Consider the following 20,075-nt stretch of genomic DNA (forward strand, 5'->3'; position numbering starts at 1 on the left):
GTCACCGAGTTGTAGATCATGCTGGCGCGAATAAACGTGTGCTTGTTCCCACGCAGCGTGAGTGAAAAACGTCAATCTCAGCAAGCCAGGGCGACGGACCGTTGGCTGGCGTAAAACGCAAGGCTCATTTTTGGCAAAGCGCTGAGCCGGTTCACGCAGCTGAGTCTTGGGGCGCCGCCGCCTGCCTGCGGGAATGTTCGTCGCCCGTGGCGGTGTCGCCGTCGCCGGTTGCTGAGTTGCCAGAGAAAGTTAGAGGTTTGCCTCGGTCGCCGGCTGGCGTTGTTCGCCGTCGCGTACGGCAGCGTAAAGCCGGCTCCACAACCCTTCCCCAAGCGTTCGGGCGGCGATAAGCCCCTGACGTTCAAAGCTCTTCACGACCCAATGCGGCAACGCGGCGATACCCATGCGCGCCGATACCATTTGTATCAGCAGCAGGGTGTTATCCACGGTTTTCAACATGGGATTGATGCCCGCCGGCTGTAGGAAATGGCGCCCAATGTCCAGGCGGTTGCGCTGTACCGGATATAAGCAATGTTTCCTAGTCAAGATCCTGCGGTGTAAAACGCAGCGGCTGGTTTTTGCGCACGAACAGGCAAAAGCCGAGCCGCTGTTCCAGATCGCTGAACTGATGCGACAGCACCGATTGGGTCTGGTGTAGCTGCGATGCGGCCGCCGCCAGCGAACCGCTGTTACGCAACGCCTGCAGCGTTCGCAGATTTTTGAGTTCGATCATAAGAGTGTTCCACCTGGAAGTGAATAAATTGCGCTTGTGAACAGTACACTACATTGTGATTATAAATGTGTAGACATTTGGACGTCTAAATTGGAGAGGGCAATGGCAATTCTGAGTCACACACTGGGTTTTCCCCGCGTTGGTCTGCAGGGGGGACTGAAAAAAGCGCAGGAAAGTTATTGGGCCGGTAACATCAGCCAGCAACAGTTGCTTGAAACCGGCCGCGAACTACGGGTGCGTCATTGGCAACAGCAGAAAGACGCGGGCGTCGACCTTCTGTCGGTGGGTGATTTTGCTTGGTATGATCATGTCCTTACCACCAGCCTGATGCTGGATAACGTCCCGGCCCGCCACCGCAGCGGCGCGAACGAAAGCGATATCGACACGCTATTTCGTATCGGCCGCGGCCGCGCGCCGGCCGGTGAGCCGGCCGCCGCCGAGATGACCAAATGGTTTAACACCAACTATCACTACATGGTACCCGAGTTTACCCTGGAACAGCAGTTCCGCCTGGGCTGGACCCAGTTGCTGAAGGAAGTGGACGAAGCGCTGGCGCTCGGCCATCGCGTGAAGCCGGTGCTGCTTAGACCGGTCAGTTATCTGTGGCTGGGTAAAGTCAAAGGCGAGGCGCTTGATCGCCTGTCCCTGCTGCCGGGGTACAAACAGGTTTTGGCTGAGCTGGCGAAACGCGGCGTCGATTGGGTTCAAATCGATGAACCGGCATTGGTACTGGAATTACCGCAGGCGTGGTGCGAAGCCTATCGCGAGGCTTACCAAGCGCTGCAAGGCCAGACAAAACTGCTGCTGACGACCTATTTTGATAGCATCCGGCATCAACTGGATATTATCACCACGCTGCCGGTGCAGGGGCTGCATGTGGATTTGGTGGCGGGCGACGACGACCTGACAGCATTGCACCGGCAACTGCCGGCGGAGTGGGTGTTATCTGCCGGCGTCATCAACGAGCGTAACGTCTGGCGCGCCGATCTGCAAAGCTGGTTTACAACTGCGTCCTCTGCTGGGCAAACGCGAGCTTTGGCTGGGATCGTCTTGTTCCCTGCTGCACAGGCCCATTGATTTGAGCATCGAAACGCGGCTGGATAGAAGAAGTGAAGAGCTGGTTTGCTTTCGCGCTGTAAAAATGCGCCGAGTTGGGTCTGCTGCGTGCTGCGCTGAATGCGCCGGATGAATCGAATCGGGCCTGTTTGGGTGAGTATAGCGCGCCAATCCGCGCCCGCCGTCACTCCAGCCGGGTGCACAACCCAAAGGTCAAAGCGCATCTGGAAAAGATCACCGCCGCCGACAGCCAGCGCCAGCAGCCCTACGCCGCCCGCGCCGCTCTGTAACGTGCGCGCTTTAAACTACCCGCCTGGCCGACCGCCACTATTGGCTCATTCCCGCAAACCGCGGAAATCCGCGGCCTGCGTCTGGATTTCAAACGCGGGCGTCTGGACGGCGGCCGCTACTGTACCAGCATTAGCGAACACATCAAGCAGGCCATTGTCGAGCAGGAGCGCCTGGGGCTGGATGTTCTGGTCCACGGCGAAGCCGAGCGCAACGACATGGTGGAGTATTTCGGCGAGCATCTGGATGGGTTTGTCTTCGCTCAGAACGGTTGGGTACAAAGCTACGGTTCGCGTTGCGGGAAGCCGTCAATCATCATCGGCGATATCAGCTGGCCTGAGGCAATTACCGTCGAATGGGCGTGTTATGCTCAGTCGCTGACCGCTAAACCCGTGAAAGGCATGCTGGCCGGCCCGGTGACTATACTGTGCTGGTCATTCCCGCGAGGAGATGTGAGCCGTAAAACCATCGCTCATCAGCCCGCGCTGGCGCTGCGTGACGAAGTGGCGGATTTGGAACAGGCCGGTATCGGCATTATTCAGATCGACGAACCGGCGCTGCGCGAGGGTTTGCCGCTGAAACATTCGGCCTGGCAGAATTATCTAACGTGGGCGGTGGAAGCATTCCAGTTGAACGCGGCGGTGGCGCAGGACGAGACCCAAGTTCACACTTATATGTGTTACTGCGAGTTCAACGATATTATAAACTCTATCGCGGCGCTTGATGCGGATGTCATCACCATCGAAACCTCCCGTTCGGATATGGAGCTGCTGGAAACCTTCAAGGAGTTCGATTATCCCGATAAAATCGGGCCTGGCGTGTATGACATTCACTCGCCGAGTCTCCCGAGCGAGGAGTGGATAGTTGAATTGCTGCGTAAAGCAGCCCCGTGTATTCCGGCGGGACATTTGTGGGTAAACCCGGACTGCGGACTTAAAACCCGCGCCTGGCCGGAAACCCGTCAATCTCTAGCCAATATAATCACCGCCGCCAGAAAATTGCGTGAGGAGCAGCCGTAAACGAGGCTGCCGGTTCGCCGCTGCTCGCGCAGGGAAGCGTGACGCAGCGTGAAAACGCCAGACGGAACGGTCCGGCAAGAGACGGCCAGCACGCTGCGACGACAGTCAATTAACGGAATAATAAGTCTCAGTCAAGAAAGGTTGTTCCGCACCACGGAAATACCCGTCAGGGCAGAGCGTACCGGCGTTCATTCAAGCGCGGTGGCCACCATCAATCTGGTTAAGGTAGCATCGTATTCTCCCGGGGCGCGACTGCGCCCCTTTTTTATTGGCTGCATGCGTAATAAGCATGGTTGCCGGGATCCCCGGGGCGCCGCTGTGCTGTGCGCGTTTATCCGCTGCGCACACAGCGTTATATCTGACGCTTTCTTTCCTCATGGTTCATTGATTATCCCGCCGGCTGCCGCTTTATTTCACGCCGAAGCGGGCAAACCAGGCCAGCATGCGTTGCCAGCCGTCCTGCGCCGAGGCGGCATGATGGCTCGGGCGATAGTCGGCATTAAACGCATGGCCGGCATCGGGATACACCACGATCTCCGCTTCCGCGTTGGCGGCGCGCAGCGCCTGGCGCATTGTATCAATCGTTTCCAGTGGAATACTGTCGTCCTGTGCGCCGTACAAACCGAGCACCGGCGCACCAAGCTGGGTGGCCACGTCCACCGGGTGCCTGGGCATTGACAATGTTTTGTCGCCGGGCAATTTGCCATACCAGGCGGCCGCTGCTCGTAATTGGGGATTGTGCGCCGCATACAGCCAGCTGATTCGCCCTCCCCAGCAAAAACCGATTATCGCCAGACGACGCAGATCCCCGCCCTGGGTTGCGGCAAAGTGCGCGGTATGGTCCAGATCTGCCAAGACCTGACTGTCGGGCACTTTACTGACCAGCTCCGCCAGCAGCGTGGCGACATCGTCATATTGCATTGGATCCCCCTGGCGAAAATACAGTTTGGTGGCAATAGCCAGATAACCTTCCTTGGCCAGGCGGTGGCAAAGGTCCTGGATGTGTTGATGGATGCCGAAAATTTCCTGCACCACGATGACCACCGGTAAAGCGTCATGCTGGCCGGCGGGCCGGGCCATCCATGCGGGCATGGCGTCGCCCTGGCTGGGAACGGTGGTGGGGCTGCAAGTCAGATTTGCCTCGTTGGTGACGATGGCGGTTGCGGCCGGTGCGCCCGCGGCGCGGGCAAAAGCGGTAACCGACGTCGAAGGAGTAAGGGTATCGTTAGGGCTCATTGGCATTAACCTTTTGTCATTATCACCAGTTGAACAGCTACACCTATCAACTTAGGCCGTCGAAGCCGGTTCCGTCAATGCCGCTATCCTGCGAATGTGGGTCGTGCTTCCAGTTAGGCAAACTTTTCGTGCGCGCCAACCGTGGCGGGGGTAGGGTACGGCGAGAAAAAACGGGGATTTATCACGGTAAATACCGGGGAATAATGATATTATCGGCGATATAAGCCATTTTTTTCAAAGGGATATGCCGTGGAGCAGTCTGACATTTTCCGACCTGGCAGGCGCTACGCTTGTTATCGTACCGGGCGACCCCCAGCGGGTGGAAAAAACGCCCGGTTGATGACCAATCCGGTACATCTGGCGACGCACCGTGAATTTACCACCTGGCGCGCGGAGCTGGAGGGCAAGGCGGTGATCGTATGCTCTACCGGCATTGGCGGACCTTCTACCTCTATCGCGGTGGTAGAACTGTCCCAGCTCGGCATCCGCACCTTTTTGCGGGTGGGTACTACCGGCGCCATTCAAAACGCCATCAATGTGGGCGATGTGCTAATCACCACCGCCGCCGTCCAGACGCACGGCGCCAGCCAGCACTTTGCGCCGCTGGCATTCCTGGCGGTAGCGGGGTTTGCCTGCACCCGCGCGGTGGTGCAGGCGGCGAAGGCGAAATAGAGCGGCGCCCGGCTGCACGTGGGCGTCACCGCTTCCTCTGATACCTTCTATCCCGGCCAGGAGCGCTATGACACCTATTCTGGCCGGGTGGTGCGGCAGTTTAAAGGATCACTGCAGGAATGGTAGGGTGTGGGGGTGATAAATTACGAAATGAAATCCGCGACTTTATTGACCATGTGCGCGACGCAGGTGCTGCGCGCCGGTATGGTGGCGGGGGTTATCGTCAACCATCTGCAGCAGGAAACGCCTGATCTGGCGGCATTGCAACAAACGGAAAGCGACGCTGTGACTATCGTCGTCGAGGTCGCCCGTCTGTTGCTTACCGCCTGACGACGGTCGATAAGCCCGCGAGCGGCGGTCGCCGAATCTGGGCGGCCTGCAGCATCGTCTTTCTTTTTTTTGCTGGCGGGTGATGCGTCGTTTATGCGTCCCGTCCGCGGCATGAGTCAGAAATAAAGCTTTAGTGGATGTCTAAATTTCCCTGATTACCGATTTTGTACGCCAGCATCAGATTTAGGCCATACCCATCGTCTTTCTGCTGGCCTTCGGCGAGTCATTGGCCTTTTTGTCGCTACTGCTGGCGGCGACGATTATCTTGCTCGAGCTGGGCGCGCTAATAGGCGAAGCCGGCATCCCGTTTTGGCCGATTTATTGTGCCGTGGTCGCGGACGGCTTTTTTGGCGACTGGCTCTCTTACTGGGTGGGCCCCCACTATCAGCAACGGGTCTATGACCTGTGGCCTTTCACCCGTCATCCCGCCATGCTCCAGCGCGGCCACGTCTTTTTTGCCCGCTGTGGGGATAGTCGGCGTGTTTTTCGGACGCTTTTTCGGCTCGCTGCGTGCGGTAGTACCGCTCGTGGCAGGGCTTTGTGGTATGCCCCGGCTAGGGTTTAATTAGCCAATTTTGTGTCTGCTGCGTTCTGGGCATTCGGTCTGTCAGCACCTGGCGCATTCAGCCTGCGCTGGCTGGCGTGCTTTGTCAGCCAATAAAAGGCGCTGGACATCTATACAAGTTCCTTCTTAACGGGACTGTCAGCATGGGTTAGGCGGAGGCAACATGGATTACAGCCTGTTTTACGGTATCGGTGGCGCACTCATTGGCGTGGGGGTTGGCTGGCTCATTGTCGGCGCCCGGCTGCATCAGCGGCATTTGGCGCAGGAAGCGGAACGGGTCAGTCTCGAGCAGGGGCTGCAGGCGGCGCGTCAGGCGCTCGCCGACGAACAAAACATTCGCAGGCAGGCCGAACTTGCGACGCGCGAGGGCGAACGCGAGCAGCGTGATTTGTTCGGCCGATTGGCCGCCGCCGAGGAGCGGTTGACCTCTCTTGCCCATTTTCGCCAGGAGTGCAAGCAGCTGAATCAAGAGCTGCGGGCACAGCGGGAAATTAACAGCAGCCAGGAGGCGGAACTGCGTGAAGTCGCTATCCGTCTTGAGGAAACCCGGCTGGCGGCAGAAGAGAAACAGCGCCTGTTAATGAACAGCGAGCAACGCTTGTCGGCGCAGTTTGAAAATCTGGCCAACCGCATCTTTGAGCACAGCGGACGCAAGGTAGACGAACAAAACCGGCAGAGCCTTGACCGACTGCTGATGCCGCTGCGCGAACAACTGGAGGGCTTTCGCCGCCAGGTGCAGGACAGTTTTGGCCAGGAGGCGCGTGAACGCCACACGCTGGCCCATGAAATCCGCAATTTACAGCAGCTCAATGCCCAGATGGCCCAAGAGGCCGTCAATCTGACCCGCGCGCTCAAGGGGGATAACAAGGCGCAGGGAAATTGGGGCGAAGTAGTGCTTAGCAGGGTGCTGGAAGCGTCAGGGCTGCGTGAAGGTCATGAATTCGAGACCCAGATCAGCATTCAGCAAGGCGACGGTCGACGTCTTCAGCCCGATGTGGTGGTGCGTCTGCCGCAGGGTAAAGATGTGGTCATTGACGCGAAAATGTCGCTGGTGGCCTATGAACGTTATTTTAACAGCGACAATGATGCTGAACGCCAGTTGGCGCTCGCCGAACATGTCAATTCGCTACGCGCCCATATGAAATTGCTGGGACGTAAAGATTATCAGCAATTGCCGGGATTACGCTCGCTGGATTATGTGCTGATGTTTGTGCCGATAGAGCCGGCCTTTATGCTGGCGATTAGCCGGCAGCCGGAGCTGATAAGCGAAGCGCTGGCGCACAATATTATGTTGGTCAGTCCCACCACGCTGTTAGTTGCGCTACGCACTATTAATAACCTGTGGCGTTACGAGCATCAAAGCCGCAATGCCCAGCATATCGCCGAACGCGCGGCGCGCCTGTATGATAAATTGCGGCTGTTTGTCGATGATATTAATGCTATCGGCCAGAGCCTTGGTAAAGCGCAAGCCAGCTACCGACTGGCGAAGAATAAATTGTCCGACGGGCGTGGTAATATTATCGGCCAAGCGGAAGGGTTCCGCGCCCTGGGCGTAGAAATTAAACGACCCATCGCTTCCGCGCCGGGTGTCCATGTTCCGTTTGCCGATCGCCCCGGCGAGGCGACGGCGGCGGTGACAGACCTGCCGACAGCGGGTGCGCCACAGCAGGAGGAAGAACGCGAGTCACCGACGGACGGGGCACGGGATGGGGCTGGTCCGTCACGGCAGCCGCGTGAGGAATGCCCGCTGCGCGAGTAACGTGCCGCGGTGGGGCTTTCAGCACGCATCTGTTACACTTCTCTGAAACTGATTAAGCAGGACGACGAACATGGTAGATGACGACAAGCGTGAAACAACCCACTTCGGGTACCGCACAGTAGCGAAGGATCAAAAGGCGTTAATGGTGGCGGATGTCTTTCACTCAGTCGCGGCAAAATACGATTTGATGAATGACCTGATGTCCTTCGGCATTCATCGCATCTGGAAACGTTTCGCTATCCAGTGCAGTGGCGTGCACCGCGGGCAAAAAGTTCTGGATTTGGCAGGCGGCACCGGCGATCTGACCGCCAAATTTTCACGTCTGGTGGGTGAAGACGGAGAGGTGGTGTTGGCGGACATCAACGACTCCATGCTGAAGGTGGGGCGTGAGAAGCTGCGTAATCGCGGCATTCTGGGCAATGTCAGCTATGTTCAGGCCAATGCTGAAGCGCTGCCGTTTCCGGATGATACCTTCGACTGTATTACCATTTCGTTTGGTCTGCGCAACATGACCGAAAAAGAGCGGGCGTTAAAGTCAATGTACCGGGTGCTGAAACCCGGCGGGCGACTGCTGATTCTTGAGTTTTCCACCCCGCGCTTCAAGCCGCTGAACAAAGCTTACGATCTCTACTCCTTCCATGTTCTGCCGCGCATCGGTAAAATGGTGGCCCGGGATGCCGATAGCTATCGCTATCTGGCGGAGTCCATCCGCATGCATCCAGATCAGGAAACACTCAAATCGATGATGCTGGATGCCGGGTTCGACAGCGCCGAATATTTCAATATGACCGGCGGCATCGTGGCCCTGCACCGCGGTTATAAATTCTGATCGGGATATGACATGTTGGCTGATGCCGTTGATAAGCGCAACGCTGGAAGTCGTGCTTGAACGACTGCTATATCAAGATCGCGCCATGTCCGCCGCCCGTGAGCGCCAGAAAGGTAAAGTTTTGCGCTTTGAATTGGCCGAATGGGAGAGGCCGGTTATTCTGGTATTCGGCGAGCGTCAGGTGGATGTGCTCAACGCCTGGAATGGCGCGGCGGATTGCACGGTGCGCACCCGTCTTGCCACCCTGCCGGCGTTGCGGGAACGTCAGCAGTTGACGCAGCTGATTAAGCAAGGCTTCCTCGACGTAGAGGGCGATCTCCAGTTCCTGCAACAATTCGCCGTGCTGCTGGATATGGCTGAATTCGATGGGGCTGAACTGCTGGCCCCCTGGATAGGCGATATCGCCGCTGAAAGCGTCAGTCGAACGGTCGCGCGCCGGCTGACTAGCACGCTGCGGTTGTTGCGCACTGGCCAGGGGCGGGTAACGCAGGCAATAACTGATGAATGGCGTCTGGCGCCCTCGGCGCTGGAGCGGGCCTGGTTTTGCAGCGAAGTGAATGAGGTCACCCGGGCCGGCGAGAATCTGGCGGCCCGCCTGGAAAAATGGGAGGCCAGCAGATGATATTCGGAGAGATCCGCCGCCTCTATCTGATTATTCGTGTCATGCTCAGCTACGGACTGGATGAGCTTATCCCGAAAACGCAGTTGACTTTGCCGCTGCAGCTGGGACGCAATTTGCTGTTCTGGATGCCGAACAACCATGCACAACGCATGCTGGGCGAACGTTTACGCCTGGCGTTGCAGGAACTGGGTCCGGTATGGATCAAGTTCGGCCAGATGCTTTCGACCCGCCGCGATCTGTTTCCGCCGGCCATCGCCGATCAGCTGGCGATGCTGCAAGACCGGGTGCAGCCCTTTGACGGCGCCCTGGCGCGCGCGCATATCGAGCGTTCCATGGGGCAGCCGCTGGGAAGCTGGTTCGACGATTTTCAGCAGGAACCGCTGGCTTCCGCCTCGATTGCGCAGGTGCATACCGCCCGGCTAAAAAACGGCCAAGAGGTGGTGATCAAAGTGATCCGCCCGGATATTTTGCCGATGATCAAGGCCGATATGCGTCTGATGTACCGGCTGGCCAGCTGGGTGCCGCATCTGCTGCCGGACGGTCGACGTCTGCGGCCGGTCGAGGTCGTGCTGGAATATGAAAAGACGCTGCTCGATGAGCTCAATTTGCTGCGTGAAGCGGCCAATGCCATCCAGTTGCGACGTAATTTTGACGGTAGCCCGATGCTGTATATCCCGGAAGTCTATCCGGACTACTGCAGCGAAACCATGATGGTGATGGAGCGCATCTATGGCGTACCGGTCAATGATGTCGCCGCGCTGGAGAAGCAGGGCACCAATATGAAGCTGCTGGCGGAGCGCGGGGTACAGGTCTTTTTTACCCAGGTTTTCCGTGATAGTTTCTTTCACGGCGATATGCACCCCGGCAACATTTTCGTCAGTTTTGAACATCCCGAGAACCCGCAGTATATCGGTATCGACTGTGGTATTGTCGGATCGCTGAATAAAGAAGATAAGCGCTATCTGGCGGAAAATTTTATCGCCTTTTTCAACCGCGATTACCGCAAAGTAGCGGAGCTGCACGTGGACTCCGGCTGGGTGCCACCGGACACCAATGTCGAAGATTTCGAGTTTTCTATTCGCACCGTCTGTGAGCCTATTTTTGAAAAGCCGCTGGCGGAAATTTCTTTTGGCCACGTACTGTTGAATCTCTTTAACACCGCACGGCGGTTTAATATGGAAGTGCAACCGCAGCTGGTATTACTGCAAAAAACGCTACTGTATATTGAAGGCGTCGGGCGTCAACTTTATCCTCAGCTGGATTTATGGAAAACGGCTAAGCCTTTTCTGGAAGAGTGGATCAAGGGTCAGGTAGGTTTACCGGCCATTCTGCGCGCGCTTAAGGAAAAGACGCCCTATTGGGCGGAAAAGTTACCCGAGTTGCCCGAACTTGTTTATGACGGCTTCAAGCAGCATCGCCTGTTGCAGAAAAGCGTCGATCGCTTGACGGTGGAAATGCGGGTTCATCACGTGCGCCAAAGCCAATCCCGTTTTCTGTTCGGCATTGGCGCTACGCTGCTGCTCAGCGGCACGTTTTTAATGGCGCAAGGCGCTAACGAGGGATCCCTGGCGGCCTGGCTTATGGCCGCCGGTATCGTCAGTTGGATTGTCGGCTGGAAACGCACTGCGTAGCCGTCGGTGAAACGTTAACCCGGGTTTTACCCCTTTTGTGAGGCAAAGTTATGGGTAGTATTAGCATTACACAGTTACTAATCATTGCGGCTATCGTGGTGTTGTTGTTCGGCACCAAGAAACTGCGCGGCCTGGGATCGGATTTAGGCACCTTGATTAAAGGCTTTAAAAAATCCATGAGCGAGGATGACAACACGACGTCGACATCGTCGGACAAGTCCTCTCAGGATGCCGATTTTACCGCGCCGCCCATTGCGCCGAAAGCCAACCCGGCACGTCCGGATGAAGCCAAAAATAAAGATAAAGAGCGGGTATAAGCCGTGTTCGATATTGGATTTGGTGAGCTTACGCTGGTATTCGTTATCGGACTGGTGGTGCTGGGTCCGGAACGGCTGCCGGTTGCGGTGAGGACGGTGGCAGGGTGGATCCGGGCAATACGATCTATGGCGTCGACGGTGCAGAGCGAATTAACGCAGGAGCTTAAGCTGCAAAAGTTGCAGGACAGCCTGAAAAAAGTCGAAGAGGCCAGTAAAAACAATCTGTCCCCGGAGCTGAAAGCGTCTATGGAGGAGCTACGCGAGGCGGCGGAGTCCATGAAGAAAGAATTCAAGGGTATCAATAGCGCAGCACTGGACCCGGCTGAACCGCATACCATTCATAACCCGCTGGTCCCCGATCCGGAGGCGTTGCATGACGGCGTGACGCCGGTGGAGGGCGATTGTCAGGCTGAAGTGCCGCCAATGGCGCCAAGCGTCAAAGCTTCTGCGCCGACTGATTCCGTCGCCAATACGACCACCCAGGCTGCGGCGCCCGCCGCGCAGGCGCCGGTGCCGGCACCAGAAGAACCCGGCAGAGCGGCAACCGCCACGGGGCCGGCTTCGTCCACTTCTCCACTGAATAATGATCGCTAATCCATGGCCGTTGATGATACCCAACCCCTGATCAGTCACTTAATCGAACTGCGCAAACGGCTACTTTATTGCATCCTCAGCGTGCTGGTGGTCTTTTTAGCGCTGATTTATTTTGCTAACGATATTTATCAGCTAATATCCGCCCCGCTTATCAAACAGCTACCGGTAGGCGCCAGCATGATCGCGACGGATGTCGCGTCGCCGTTCTTCACGCCCATCAAATTGACCATCATCGTCTCGGTATTTGTCTCCGCGCCGCTGTTGCTCTACCAGGTATGGGCGTTCGTTGCTCCCGCGCTGTACAAACATGAACGGCGGCTGATGATGCCGCTATTGTTCTCCAGCACGCTGCTGTTTTATGCCGGTATGGCTTTCGCCTATTTCGCCGTCTTCCCGCTGGCCTTCAGTTTCTTTGCCCATACCGCCCCGCGCGGCGTGCTAATCGCGACTGATATCAATAACTATCTCGATTTCGTCATGGCATTGTTTATGGCGTTTGGGGTGTCGTTTGAAGTGCCGGTGGCGATCGTACTGCTGTGCTGGAGCGGGGTGGTGACGCTGGAGGATCTGCGCAAAAAACGGCTTTATGTGCTCGTCGGCGCCTTTGTCATTGGTATGCTGCTGACGCCGCCGGATGTGTTTTCCCAGACGCTATTGGCAATACCCATGTACCTGCTGTTTGAAATCGGCGTTTTCTTCGCCCGGTTCTATGTCGGTAAAGGGCGCAAAGGCGCTCAGGAAGAGAATGATCCCGAGGAAAACGAGCCTGAGTAACACCTTTATGGCCACTATGACGTCCGTCGGGACGAGGGAGGCTTGGGCTTGTAGGTAGCTGCTATGGCCAGATTTTTCGGCGTTGTCCGCGAAGCACGGCGGGGGGCGATGCGGCATCGGCCGCGCTAATACGGGCTACTGCATTTTCTGAAATAGACGATTATCCAGGCTTTGATAGACCTGTTTGTTCAATAGATTAAGCAACAGCATAGAGCGCGCCTCGCCGTCGGGTTCGGTATAAATGGCCTGCAGGCCCTCAAATACCTCGGCGGTGATCAATACCTTATCGCCGGATAAAGGCGTCTCAGGAACAGTCACGCTGTCAAAACTGTGCTCGCGCAGATCGTTAATGACTGCGGAAGGGATAATTACCAGTAAGCTGCCGAAGCGGACAAAGTGGCTGACACCGCGGGTTGCGCTGATGGCGCTGGTATGGATCGTTTCCGGATCGAACTCGATAAACAAATAGTTTGGAAACAGTGGCTCGCAGGTTTCTGTGCGCTTGCCCCGGATGATTTTCTCCAGGGGGACTATCGGCGTCAAACAGGCGACGCCCTGCCGTTCCAAATGTTTTTTAGCACGCAGTAATTGCCCGCGTTTACAATACAATAAATACCAAGCTTCCATAGTAACAATTTACCGATCTCATCGGAGTCTCAGCATAGCAAAAGCCATAATATATATAGCACCGGACGCCGCTGCTGTCGGGCAGTCAGGGTAACTTATTTTTACCGATCTTTGACAAAAGGCCAGCAAGGCTGATAAACAAATCTTATAATGCAGGCTAAATAACGTTCCTGATGAAGCCATGAAATACCGTGACTTGCGCGACTTCCTCGCCTTGCTGGAGCAGCGAGAGGAATTAAAACGAATCAGCTTGCCCATCGATCTCTATCTGGAAATGACGGAAATCGCCGACCGCACGCTGCGCGCCGGCGGTCCGGCGCTGCTGTTTGAAAACCCGAAAGGGTACACCATGCCGGTGCTGTGCAACCTGTTCGGCACCCCTGAACGGGTGGCGCTTGGTATGGGTCAGGAAAGCGTTAACGCTTTGCGCGATGTGGGCAAATTGCTGGCGTTTTTAAAAGAGCCGGAGCCGCCTAAGGGCTTTCGCGATTTGCTGGACAAGGCTCCCCAATTTCGCCAGGTGCTGCATATGCCGACCAAACGGCTGAACTCTGCGCCCTGCCAGGAACAGATCTGGCAGGGGAGGGATGTGGATCTCGGCCGTATTCCGGTCATGCACTGTTGGCCCGGCGACGCCGCGCCGCTTATCACCTGGGGGCTTACGGTCACCCGCGGGCCGCACAAGGAACGGCAAAATCTTGGTATTTATCGCCAGCAGGTTTTAGGCAAAAATAAGGTGATTATGCGCTGGCTCTCGCACCGCGGTGGGGCGCTGGATTTCCAGGAATGGACGCAGCAAAATCCTGGTCAACGCTTTCCGGTCGCGGTTGCACTCGGTGCCGACCCAGCGACGATCTTGGCCGCGGTAACGCCGGTGCCCGATACGCTCTCCGAATACGCTTTCGCAGGCCTACTGCGCGGCAACAAAACCGAGGTGGTCAAGTGCGTGTCCTGCGATTTAGACGTGCCGGCCAGCGCTGAAATCGTGCTGGAAGGTTACCTGGAAGCGGGCGAAACGGCAACGGAAGGACCGTATGGCGATCATACCGGCTATTACAATGAAACCGATAGCTTCCCGGTTTTTACCATCACTCATATTACGCAGCGGCGCGATGCGCTGTACCACTCAACCTATACCGGTCGCCCGCCCGATGAACCGGCGGTCATGGGCGAGGCGCTTAATGAAGTCTTCGTACCTATTTTGCAAAAGCAGTTCCCGGAAATCGTGGATTTCTATTTGCCGCCGGAGGGGTGTTCCTATCGCCTGGCGGTGGTGACCATCAAAAAACAATATGCCGGTCATGCCAAGCGGGTGATGATGGGCGTCTGGTCTTTCCTGCGTCAATTTATATATACCAAATTTGTTATCGTATGCGATGATGATATTGATGCACGTAATTGGAAAGACGTGATTTGGGCGATGACCACCCGAATGGATCCGGCACGCGATACTGTCTTAATGGAAAATACGCCGATAGATTATCTTGATTTCGCTTCACCGGTTTCCGGACTAGGCTCGAAAATGGGCATGGACGCGACAAATAAATGGCCGGGAGAAACGCAGCGCGAATGGGGCACGCCGATTGAAATGGATCGGACGGTACGCGCGCGCGTTGACGCTATCTGGGACCAACTGGCTATCCTGAACAATGGTCACGAGTCGTAATATACGCGGCGCCCGTGGCAATTTGCTTAATGACCCGACAGAGGGACTGCATGACAACATTGACCTGTAAGGTCTCTTCCGTGGATGCTATTACTGATACCGTTTACCGCGTACGGCTGGTACCGGAAGCGGCTTTCCACTTCCGCGCCGGTCAGTACCTGATGGTGGTAATGGATGAACGTGATAAACGGCCTTTTTCCCTGGCGTCGACGCCCATGGAAACGACGTTTATCGAGCTGCATATCGGCGCTTCTGAACTCAATCTGTATGCGATGGCAGTTATGGACCGTATTCTGAAAGAAAGAAAAATCACCGTCGAAGTCCCGCAGGGCAAAGCTTGGTTACGTGACAATACCGACCGGCTGATCGTGCTGATCGCTGGTGGCACCGGATTCTCTTACGTACGTTCTATTTTATTGACAGTGCTGGCGCGCCAGCCCGAGCGAAAAGTGGCGGTATACTGGGGGGGACGCAAACGGGATCATCTGTATGATTTAGGCGAGCTGGAAGCGCTTACCTTACAGCATCCACAATTGTTTGTGGTACCGGTGGTGGAACAGCCTGACGAGCACTGGCAGGGCCGTTCCGGCACCGTGCTGATGGCGGTGATGCAGGACTATGGCTCTCTGGAACCCTACGATATTTATATCGCGGGGCGCTTTGAAATGGCGAAAATCGCCCGTGAACGTTTTTGCGCCGAGCGCGGCGCTGTGGTCGAGCGCATTTTTGGTGACGCTTTCGCTTTTATCTAAACCGCTCTCTCCGCACCAACGCCGCGACTCGCGCGGCGGCGGCCGGGCGCTGTTCCAGGCGGAGCGCTATGGTAATATGGGTCAATTACGTTCCACATAAGGTCTAAACATGGAATCGCTTTCTTCGTTATACCGGGATCATATCGCCACACTCCAACAGCGCATCCGGGAGATATTGCAGCGCCAGCAGTTGGAAGGATTACTGAATCCATGCCGGCGAGCCGGTAAGCCGCTTTCTTGATGATCATGACTACCCGTTTAAGGTCAATCCACAGTTCAAAGCCTGGTTGCCGGTTACCCGCGTGCCGCACTACTGGCTGTGGGTCGACGGTGTTAACAAGCCGAAACTGTGGTACTACCTGCCAATAGATTATTGGTACCTGGTGGAACCGTTGCTGGACAGCTTTTGGACGCCGTAGTATGTGGACATCGTCCCGTTCGCCGATCAGGACGAAATTGCCGCGCTGTTGCCGCCGCGCAACAACGTCGCCTATTTGGGATCGTCGCCGCAGCGGGCATCTCTGCTGAGAATAAAACGTGACTTTATCAACCCGCAGCCGGTACTGGATTATCTGCATTATCACCGGGCCTACAAAATCGATTACGAACTAGCCTGCATGCGCGAAGCGCAAAAATCAGCGGTGAATGGTCATCGGGCGGCAAAAGAGGCTTTCTTGTCCGGCATGTGCGAATTCGATATCAATATCGCCTATCTCAGCGCTTGCGGCCACCGCGATACCGATGTGCCCTATGATAATATTATCATTCTGAATGAACATGCGGCGGTATTGCATTACACCCACCTGGACCAGCGCACGCCAGAACACGTAATAAGTTTTCTTATCGATGCCGGCACCGAATACAACGGTTACGCCGCCGACCTGACCCGTACCTATGTGGCGCAGAAAGACAGTGACTTCGCTGCGCTTATCGCGGCGATGAATAGCGAGCAGCAGGCACTTATCGCCACCATCGAAACCGGCGTCAACTACATCGATTATCATCTGCAGATGCACAGTAGAAGCGCTAAGCTTTTAAAGCAGTTTGATATCCTCAGTGGCTTGAGTGAGGATGCAATGGTGACGGAGGGTTTGACCCTGCCGTTCCTCCCCCACGGGCTAGGCCATCCCCTGGGGTTGCAAGTGCACGATGACGCCGGCTTTATGCAAGACGAACGCGGCACTTCTTTGGCGCCGCCGTCACGCTATCCTCATTTGCGCTTCACGCGCGTGCTGCAGCCGCGGATGGTGTTGACTATCGAACCTGGTCTTTATTTTATCGAATCGCTGCTGGCTTCCTGGCGCGCCAACGCCTTTGGCCGTCATTTCAACTGGTCGCGTACTGAAAGCTTTAAGCCTTATGGCGGTATTCGTATTGAGGACAATGTCGTTATTCACGACAATCACATTGAAAGTATGACGCGCGCTGAAATTGGCATGACGACGTCATGGTTCGCACCGGCGTCAGAAGTCACGCTGACGGCGGAAATCAAAAAAAGTTGTTTTATCACGTTACTGTCCCCCACCCAGGGGATCGACGCCGCTAAAGCCTATATCCTGCAATGTCACCGGCAGCATCCGACGGCCGCGCATCACAGCTGGGCGTATATTGCCGGCCCGCCTTCTGACTTCCGCCTGCGGGGGTTCTCCGACGATGGAGACCCCTCGGGTACCGCCGGCAAGCCAATCCTGGCTCAGCTGGATGGAAGCGGTCTCGGGGAAATCAGTGCGGTAGTGGTGCGTTATTATGGGGGATTCAACTGGGCATTGGCGGACTGGTCAAAGCCTGCGGCGGCGGGGTGCAGCAAGCGCTGAAACGGGTTTTGCAGATAGCACGTATTCCGCGCCGGCGTTTCGTGCTGCGCTGCCATTACCCGCAGCTGGTCTGGCTAGAGGCCGCGATACGACAGCCTGAAGGGCTAATCGTTGAAGGTGGATATCGGGAATCGATTATACTTACTCTCGAGATACCGCTGCATCGCATTACGGTGGCCAATGATAAATTGCGCGATCTTAGCCGCGGCGCATTGCAATTGACGCTGGTTCCACAATAATGTTTTCCGCACGAAGTGTGTAATCATTAAGGATAGTGCAGACATGCATTTTCGCACCATAACCCGCATCGTGGGTCTGCTCGTCATCTTGTTCTCGGTGACTATGATAATCTTCGGCCTGGTGGCCTTAATCTATCGGGATGGTGCCGGTAGCGCTTTCGCGCAAACATTTTTTTGCGCACAGGCTATTGGACTTTTGCTGTGGTTTCCTAACCATTGTCAAAAAAGCGAATTGAAATCTCGCGAAGGCTTCCTTATTGTGGTGCTGTTTTGGACCGTTCTAGGTAGTGTGGGTGCTTTGCCGTTTTTATTTGCCGAACACCCTAATTTGTCAGTCAGCGATGCGTTTTTTGAATCCTTTTCCGGGCTGACCACTACCGGCGCCACCGCGCTGGTAGGGCTGGATACCTTGCCCCACGCCATTTTGTTTTACCGGCAGATGCTACAGTGGTTTAACGGCATGGGTATTATTGTGCTGGCGGTGTCGATTCTGCCTATCCTCGGCGTCGGCGGCATGCAGCTGTACCCCGCGGAAATGCCCGGTCCGCTGAAAGACAATAAAATGCGCCCGCGTATCGCCGAAACCGCCAAGACCTTATGGCTCATCTATGTGGCGCTGACCATAGCCTGCGCGCTGGCGCTATGGGGCGCGGGTATGCCAGCATTCGATGCGATTGGCCACAGTTTTTCCACTGTCGCCATCGGCGGCTTTTCCACCCACGATGCGAGTATTGGTTATTACCATAGCCCGCTTATCAACGCGATTGTCGCCGTATTTCTACTGATATCCGGTTGCAATTCCGCTCTCCATTTCGCCGCCCTCAGCGGCCGCAATCTGAAAGTCTACTGGCGAGATCCCGAATTTCGCATGTTTATTTCGGTACAGTTGACGCTGGTGGTGGGTCTGCATGTTGATTCTTTGGCGTTACGATGTATAGGCTAACAGCCTGCAAATGCTTAATCCAGGCGTTTTTTCAAGTGGTTTTCATGGCAACCACCGCCGGGTTTACCACTGACAGCATCGCCCAATAACCGTTATTCCTGCCAATATTGCTCCTTTGTTCAGCGGTTATCGGCGGCTGTGCCGGCTCTACGGGAGGCGGGTTGAAAGTGATCCGCATTCTGCTGCTTTATTTGCAAGGCTCGCGTGAACTGAAACGCTTGGTGCATCCAAACGCGGTGTACACCATCAAACTGGGTAACCGGGCGCTGCCGGAACGAATTCTGGAAGCGGTTTGGGGTTTTTTTTCCGCTTATGCGCTAGTGTTTATCCTCAGTATGCTGGCGGTAGTCGCCAGCGGCGTCGATAACTTTTCTGCTTTTGCGGCAGTGGCGGCAACGCTAAACAACCTCGGGCCCGGCCTGGGTGTCGTGGCCGATAACTTTACCTCCATGAACGCGGAGGCCAAGTGGATCCTCATCCTGACCATGCTGTTTGGCCGTCTGGAGGTATTCACCTTATTGGTCCTGTTTGCACCGACCTTTTGGCGTGAGTGATTAAGGTTTACCGTGAAAACGTTGATTCTCTATTTGAGCCATGATGGCCAAACGCACAAAATTGCGCGCGCAATTGCGGCCCATCTTACCGATTGCTGCGAATGTAATGTGGTGGATCTGCACCTCGCACAGGATCTTGATCTGCAGCGTTATCAGCGGGTGGTGGTGGGGGCGGCCATACGCTATGGCGGCTTTGCCGCGGATCTCGACCGTTTTATCGCGCAGCAGCTTGATTGGCTGCACAGTATTTCCAGCGCGTTTTATGCCGTCAATTTGACGGCGCGCAAACCCGATAAACGCACCCCAGCCACCAATGCCTATACCCGGAAATTTTTGGCGAAAACCCCCTGGCGTCCCGATCTTTGTGCCGTATTTGCGGGTGCGCTGTGTTACCCGCGCTATCGCTGGTTTGATCGGGTGATGATCCAGATGATAATGCGCATGACCGGCGGTGAAACCGATCGCACCAAAGAAGTTGAATATACCGATTGGCAGCAAGTTTCTGCCTTTGCCGGCGATTTAGCGCAATTAACCGCCAAACAGGGCGCCGCCGCGCCCCTAATCGGACCGTTTTGCTGAAAAAAAACCGATTGAACTATTTTAGTTATTTATCCTTGTCAACGGCCGTGAAGGCCCTATAATGCGCCCCTACTGACCGGGAATAGTCGCTGGGGCGCACCGGCTCAGCCAGAGGCTGGCGGCCCACTACGGGCAAATAAAAGCTTGACTCTACAGCGGAAAAGCGTAGTATACACCACCCGCGCCGGTCGAAAAAACAGTCTCCCGGCACTGTTCTTTAACAATTTATCAGACAACCTGTGAGGGCAGTCACAAGACGATATCGACATACCAAAATATCAAGTCTTGAAGAGCGAACAACAAATATTCATAGAAATACCAGTTTTAATTCTTTGAGCATCAAGCTTTTAATTGAAAAGTTTGATCATGGCTCAGATTGAACGCTAGCGGCAGGCCTAACACATGCAAGTCGAGCGGCAGCGGGAAGAAGCTTGCTTCTTTGCCGGCGAGCAGCGGACAAGTGAGTAATATCTAGG

At 55.8% G+C, this 20,075-nt stretch carries 12 protein-coding genes, 7 pseudogenes and 1 other annotated feature (1 of these 20 cut by a window edge); of the genes and pseudogenes, 16 read left to right on the forward strand and 3 right to left on the reverse strand.

Translation table 11 applies throughout. The features are described 5' to 3' along the window. Window positions 1–258 precede the first annotated feature (258 nt). Window positions 259–733, reverse strand: a pseudogene (locus ACTBDU_RS03775) (LysR family transcriptional regulator); the annotation flags it as partial. A gap of 102 nt (window positions 734–835) precedes the next feature. Between ACTBDU_RS03775 and metE the strand changes: the two are divergent. Next, window positions 836–3,096, forward strand: a pseudogene (gene metE, locus ACTBDU_RS03780) (5-methyltetrahydropteroyltriglutamate--homocysteine S-methyltransferase). A gap of 408 nt (window positions 3,097–3,504) precedes the next feature. On the opposite strand, the gene ACTBDU_RS03785 reads toward metE, so the two are convergent. Further along, entirely contained in the window at window positions 3,505–4,332 is an 828-nt protein-coding gene (locus tag ACTBDU_RS03785) for a dienelactone hydrolase family protein (protein ID WP_438805609.1), read from the reverse strand. A gap of 244 nt (window positions 4,333–4,576) precedes the next feature. On the opposite strand from ACTBDU_RS03785, the pseudogene udp reads away from it, so the two are divergent. The 9 genes and pseudogenes from udp to tatC all read left to right on the forward strand — a co-directional run bounded on the left by udp (window position 4,577) and on the right by tatC (window position 12,425). After that, window positions 4,577–5,334: pseudogene (gene udp / locus ACTBDU_RS03790) on the forward strand (uridine phosphorylase). Window positions 5,335–5,479: 145 nt separating this feature from the next. Next, a pseudogene (locus tag ACTBDU_RS03795) lies at window positions 5,480–5,995 on the forward strand (DedA family protein). Between the two features lie 67 nt (window positions 5,996–6,062). Continuing rightward, the gene (rmuC, locus tag ACTBDU_RS03800; RefSeq protein WP_438805610.1) at window positions 6,063–7,658 is read left to right on the forward strand and encodes a DNA recombination protein RmuC; all 1,596 of its coding nucleotides are present in this window, start codon (window positions 6,063–6,065) and stop codon (window positions 7,656–7,658) included. A gap of 70 nt (window positions 7,659–7,728) precedes the next feature. Continuing rightward, a complete protein-coding gene (gene ubiE, locus ACTBDU_RS03805) occupies window positions 7,729–8,487 on the forward strand; it encodes a bifunctional demethylmenaquinone methyltransferase/2-methoxy-6-polyprenyl-1,4-benzoquinol methylase UbiE (RefSeq protein ID WP_438805611.1) in 759 nt (252 codons plus the stop codon). Between the two features lie 7 nt (window positions 8,488–8,494). Further along, a complete protein-coding gene (ubiJ, locus tag ACTBDU_RS03810; protein ID WP_438805612.1) occupies window positions 8,495–9,109 on the forward strand; it encodes a ubiquinone biosynthesis protein UbiJ in 615 nt (204 codons plus the stop codon). Next, on the forward strand, window positions 9,106–10,740 hold the full coding sequence (gene ubiB, locus ACTBDU_RS03815; protein ID WP_438805613.1) for a ubiquinone biosynthesis regulatory protein kinase UbiB: 1,635 nt from the start codon (window positions 9,106–9,108) through the stop codon (window positions 10,738–10,740). The genes ubiJ and ubiB overlap by 4 nt, the downstream gene beginning before the upstream one ends. Before the next feature lie 50 nt (window positions 10,741–10,790). After that, window positions 10,791–11,057, forward strand: coding sequence for a twin-arginine translocase subunit TatE (tatE, locus tag ACTBDU_RS03820; RefSeq protein WP_438805614.1), 267 nt, complete (start codon window positions 10,791–10,793; stop codon window positions 11,055–11,057). A 3-nt stretch (window positions 11,058–11,060) separates the two neighbouring features. Beyond that, a complete protein-coding gene (gene tatB, locus ACTBDU_RS03825) occupies window positions 11,061–11,651 on the forward strand; it encodes a Sec-independent protein translocase protein TatB (protein WP_438805615.1) in 591 nt (196 codons plus the stop codon). 3 nt (window positions 11,652–11,654) lie between these two features. Further along, entirely contained in the window at window positions 11,655–12,425 is a 771-nt protein-coding gene (gene tatC, locus ACTBDU_RS03830) for a Sec-independent protein translocase subunit TatC (RefSeq protein WP_438805616.1), read from the forward strand. 135 nt (window positions 12,426–12,560) lie between these two features. On the opposite strand, the gene rfaH is transcribed toward tatC, so the two are convergent. Continuing rightward, the gene (gene rfaH, locus ACTBDU_RS03835) at window positions 12,561–13,052 is read right to left on the reverse strand and encodes a transcription/translation regulatory transformer protein RfaH (RefSeq protein ID WP_438805617.1); all 492 of its coding nucleotides are present in this window, start codon (window positions 13,050–13,052) and stop codon (window positions 12,561–12,563) included. A gap of 181 nt (window positions 13,053–13,233) precedes the next feature. Between rfaH and ubiD the strand changes: the two genes are divergently transcribed. The 6 genes and pseudogenes from ubiD (at window position 13,234) to hemG (ending at window position 19,599) form a co-directional block, all read left to right on the forward strand. Then, window positions 13,234–14,718 carry a 4-hydroxy-3-polyprenylbenzoate decarboxylase gene (gene ubiD, locus ACTBDU_RS03840; RefSeq protein WP_438805618.1) on the forward strand — a complete coding sequence of 495 codons (1,485 nt, stop codon included), beginning with the start codon at window positions 13,234–13,236 and terminating at the stop codon, window positions 14,716–14,718. A gap of 50 nt (window positions 14,719–14,768) precedes the next feature. Then, entirely contained in the window at window positions 14,769–15,470 is a 702-nt protein-coding gene (gene fre, locus ACTBDU_RS03845) for an NAD(P)H-flavin reductase (protein WP_438805619.1), read from the forward strand. 109 nt (window positions 15,471–15,579) lie between these two features. After that, window positions 15,580–16,894, forward strand: a pseudogene (gene pepQ, locus ACTBDU_RS03850) (Xaa-Pro dipeptidase); the annotation flags it as partial. 12 nt (window positions 16,895–16,906) lie between these two features. Then, window positions 16,907–17,523, forward strand: a pseudogene (locus ACTBDU_RS03855) (YigZ family protein). Between the two features lie 43 nt (window positions 17,524–17,566). Then, window positions 17,567–19,020, forward strand: a pseudogene (trkH, locus tag ACTBDU_RS03860) (Trk system potassium transporter TrkH). A gap of 12 nt (window positions 19,021–19,032) precedes the next feature. Further along, window positions 19,033–19,599 (forward strand): menaquinone-dependent protoporphyrinogen IX dehydrogenase, encoded by a 567-nt coding sequence (hemG, locus tag ACTBDU_RS03865; RefSeq protein WP_438805620.1) that lies wholly within the window; start codon window positions 19,033–19,035, stop codon window positions 19,597–19,599. A gap of 348 nt (window positions 19,600–19,947) precedes the next feature. Then, window positions 19,948–20,075 (forward strand) — a sequence feature (16S ribosomal RNA rRNA prediction is too short); it runs 479 nt beyond the window's last position.

It is taken from the genome of Sodalis sp. (in: enterobacteria) (assembly GCF_051710625.1).
In the GTDB taxonomy this organism is placed as follows: Bacteria; Pseudomonadota; Gammaproteobacteria; order Enterobacterales; family Enterobacteriaceae; genus JBPESN01.

What these genes read in the sequence shown, in the direction of transcription:
- ACTBDU_RS03785 (WP_438805609.1), bottom strand. Translation starts at nt 4,332, where the DNA reads ATGAGCCCTAACGATACCCTTACTCCTTCGACGTCGGTTACCGCTTTT.
- tatC (WP_438805616.1), top strand. Translation starts at nt 11,655, where the DNA reads ATGGCCGTTGATGATACCCAACCCCTGATCAGTCACTTAATCGAACTG.
- rmuC (WP_438805610.1), top strand. Translation starts at nt 6,063, where the DNA reads ATGGATTACAGCCTGTTTTACGGTATCGGTGGCGCACTCATTGGCGTG.
- tatE (WP_438805614.1), top strand. Translation starts at nt 10,791, where the DNA reads ATGGGTAGTATTAGCATTACACAGTTACTAATCATTGCGGCTATCGTG.
- fre (WP_438805619.1), top strand. Translation starts at nt 14,769, where the DNA reads ATGACAACATTGACCTGTAAGGTCTCTTCCGTGGATGCTATTACTGAT.
- rfaH (WP_438805617.1), bottom strand. Translation starts at nt 13,052, where the DNA reads ATGGAAGCTTGGTATTTATTGTATTGTAAACGCGGGCAATTACTGCGT.
- ubiB (WP_438805613.1), top strand. Translation starts at nt 9,106, where the DNA reads ATGATATTCGGAGAGATCCGCCGCCTCTATCTGATTATTCGTGTCATG.
- ubiE (WP_438805611.1), top strand. Translation starts at nt 7,729, where the DNA reads ATGGTAGATGACGACAAGCGTGAAACAACCCACTTCGGGTACCGCACA.
- ubiJ (WP_438805612.1), top strand. Translation starts at nt 8,495, where the DNA reads ATGACATGTTGGCTGATGCCGTTGATAAGCGCAACGCTGGAAGTCGTG.
- ubiD (WP_438805618.1), top strand. Translation starts at nt 13,234, where the DNA reads ATGAAATACCGTGACTTGCGCGACTTCCTCGCCTTGCTGGAGCAGCGA.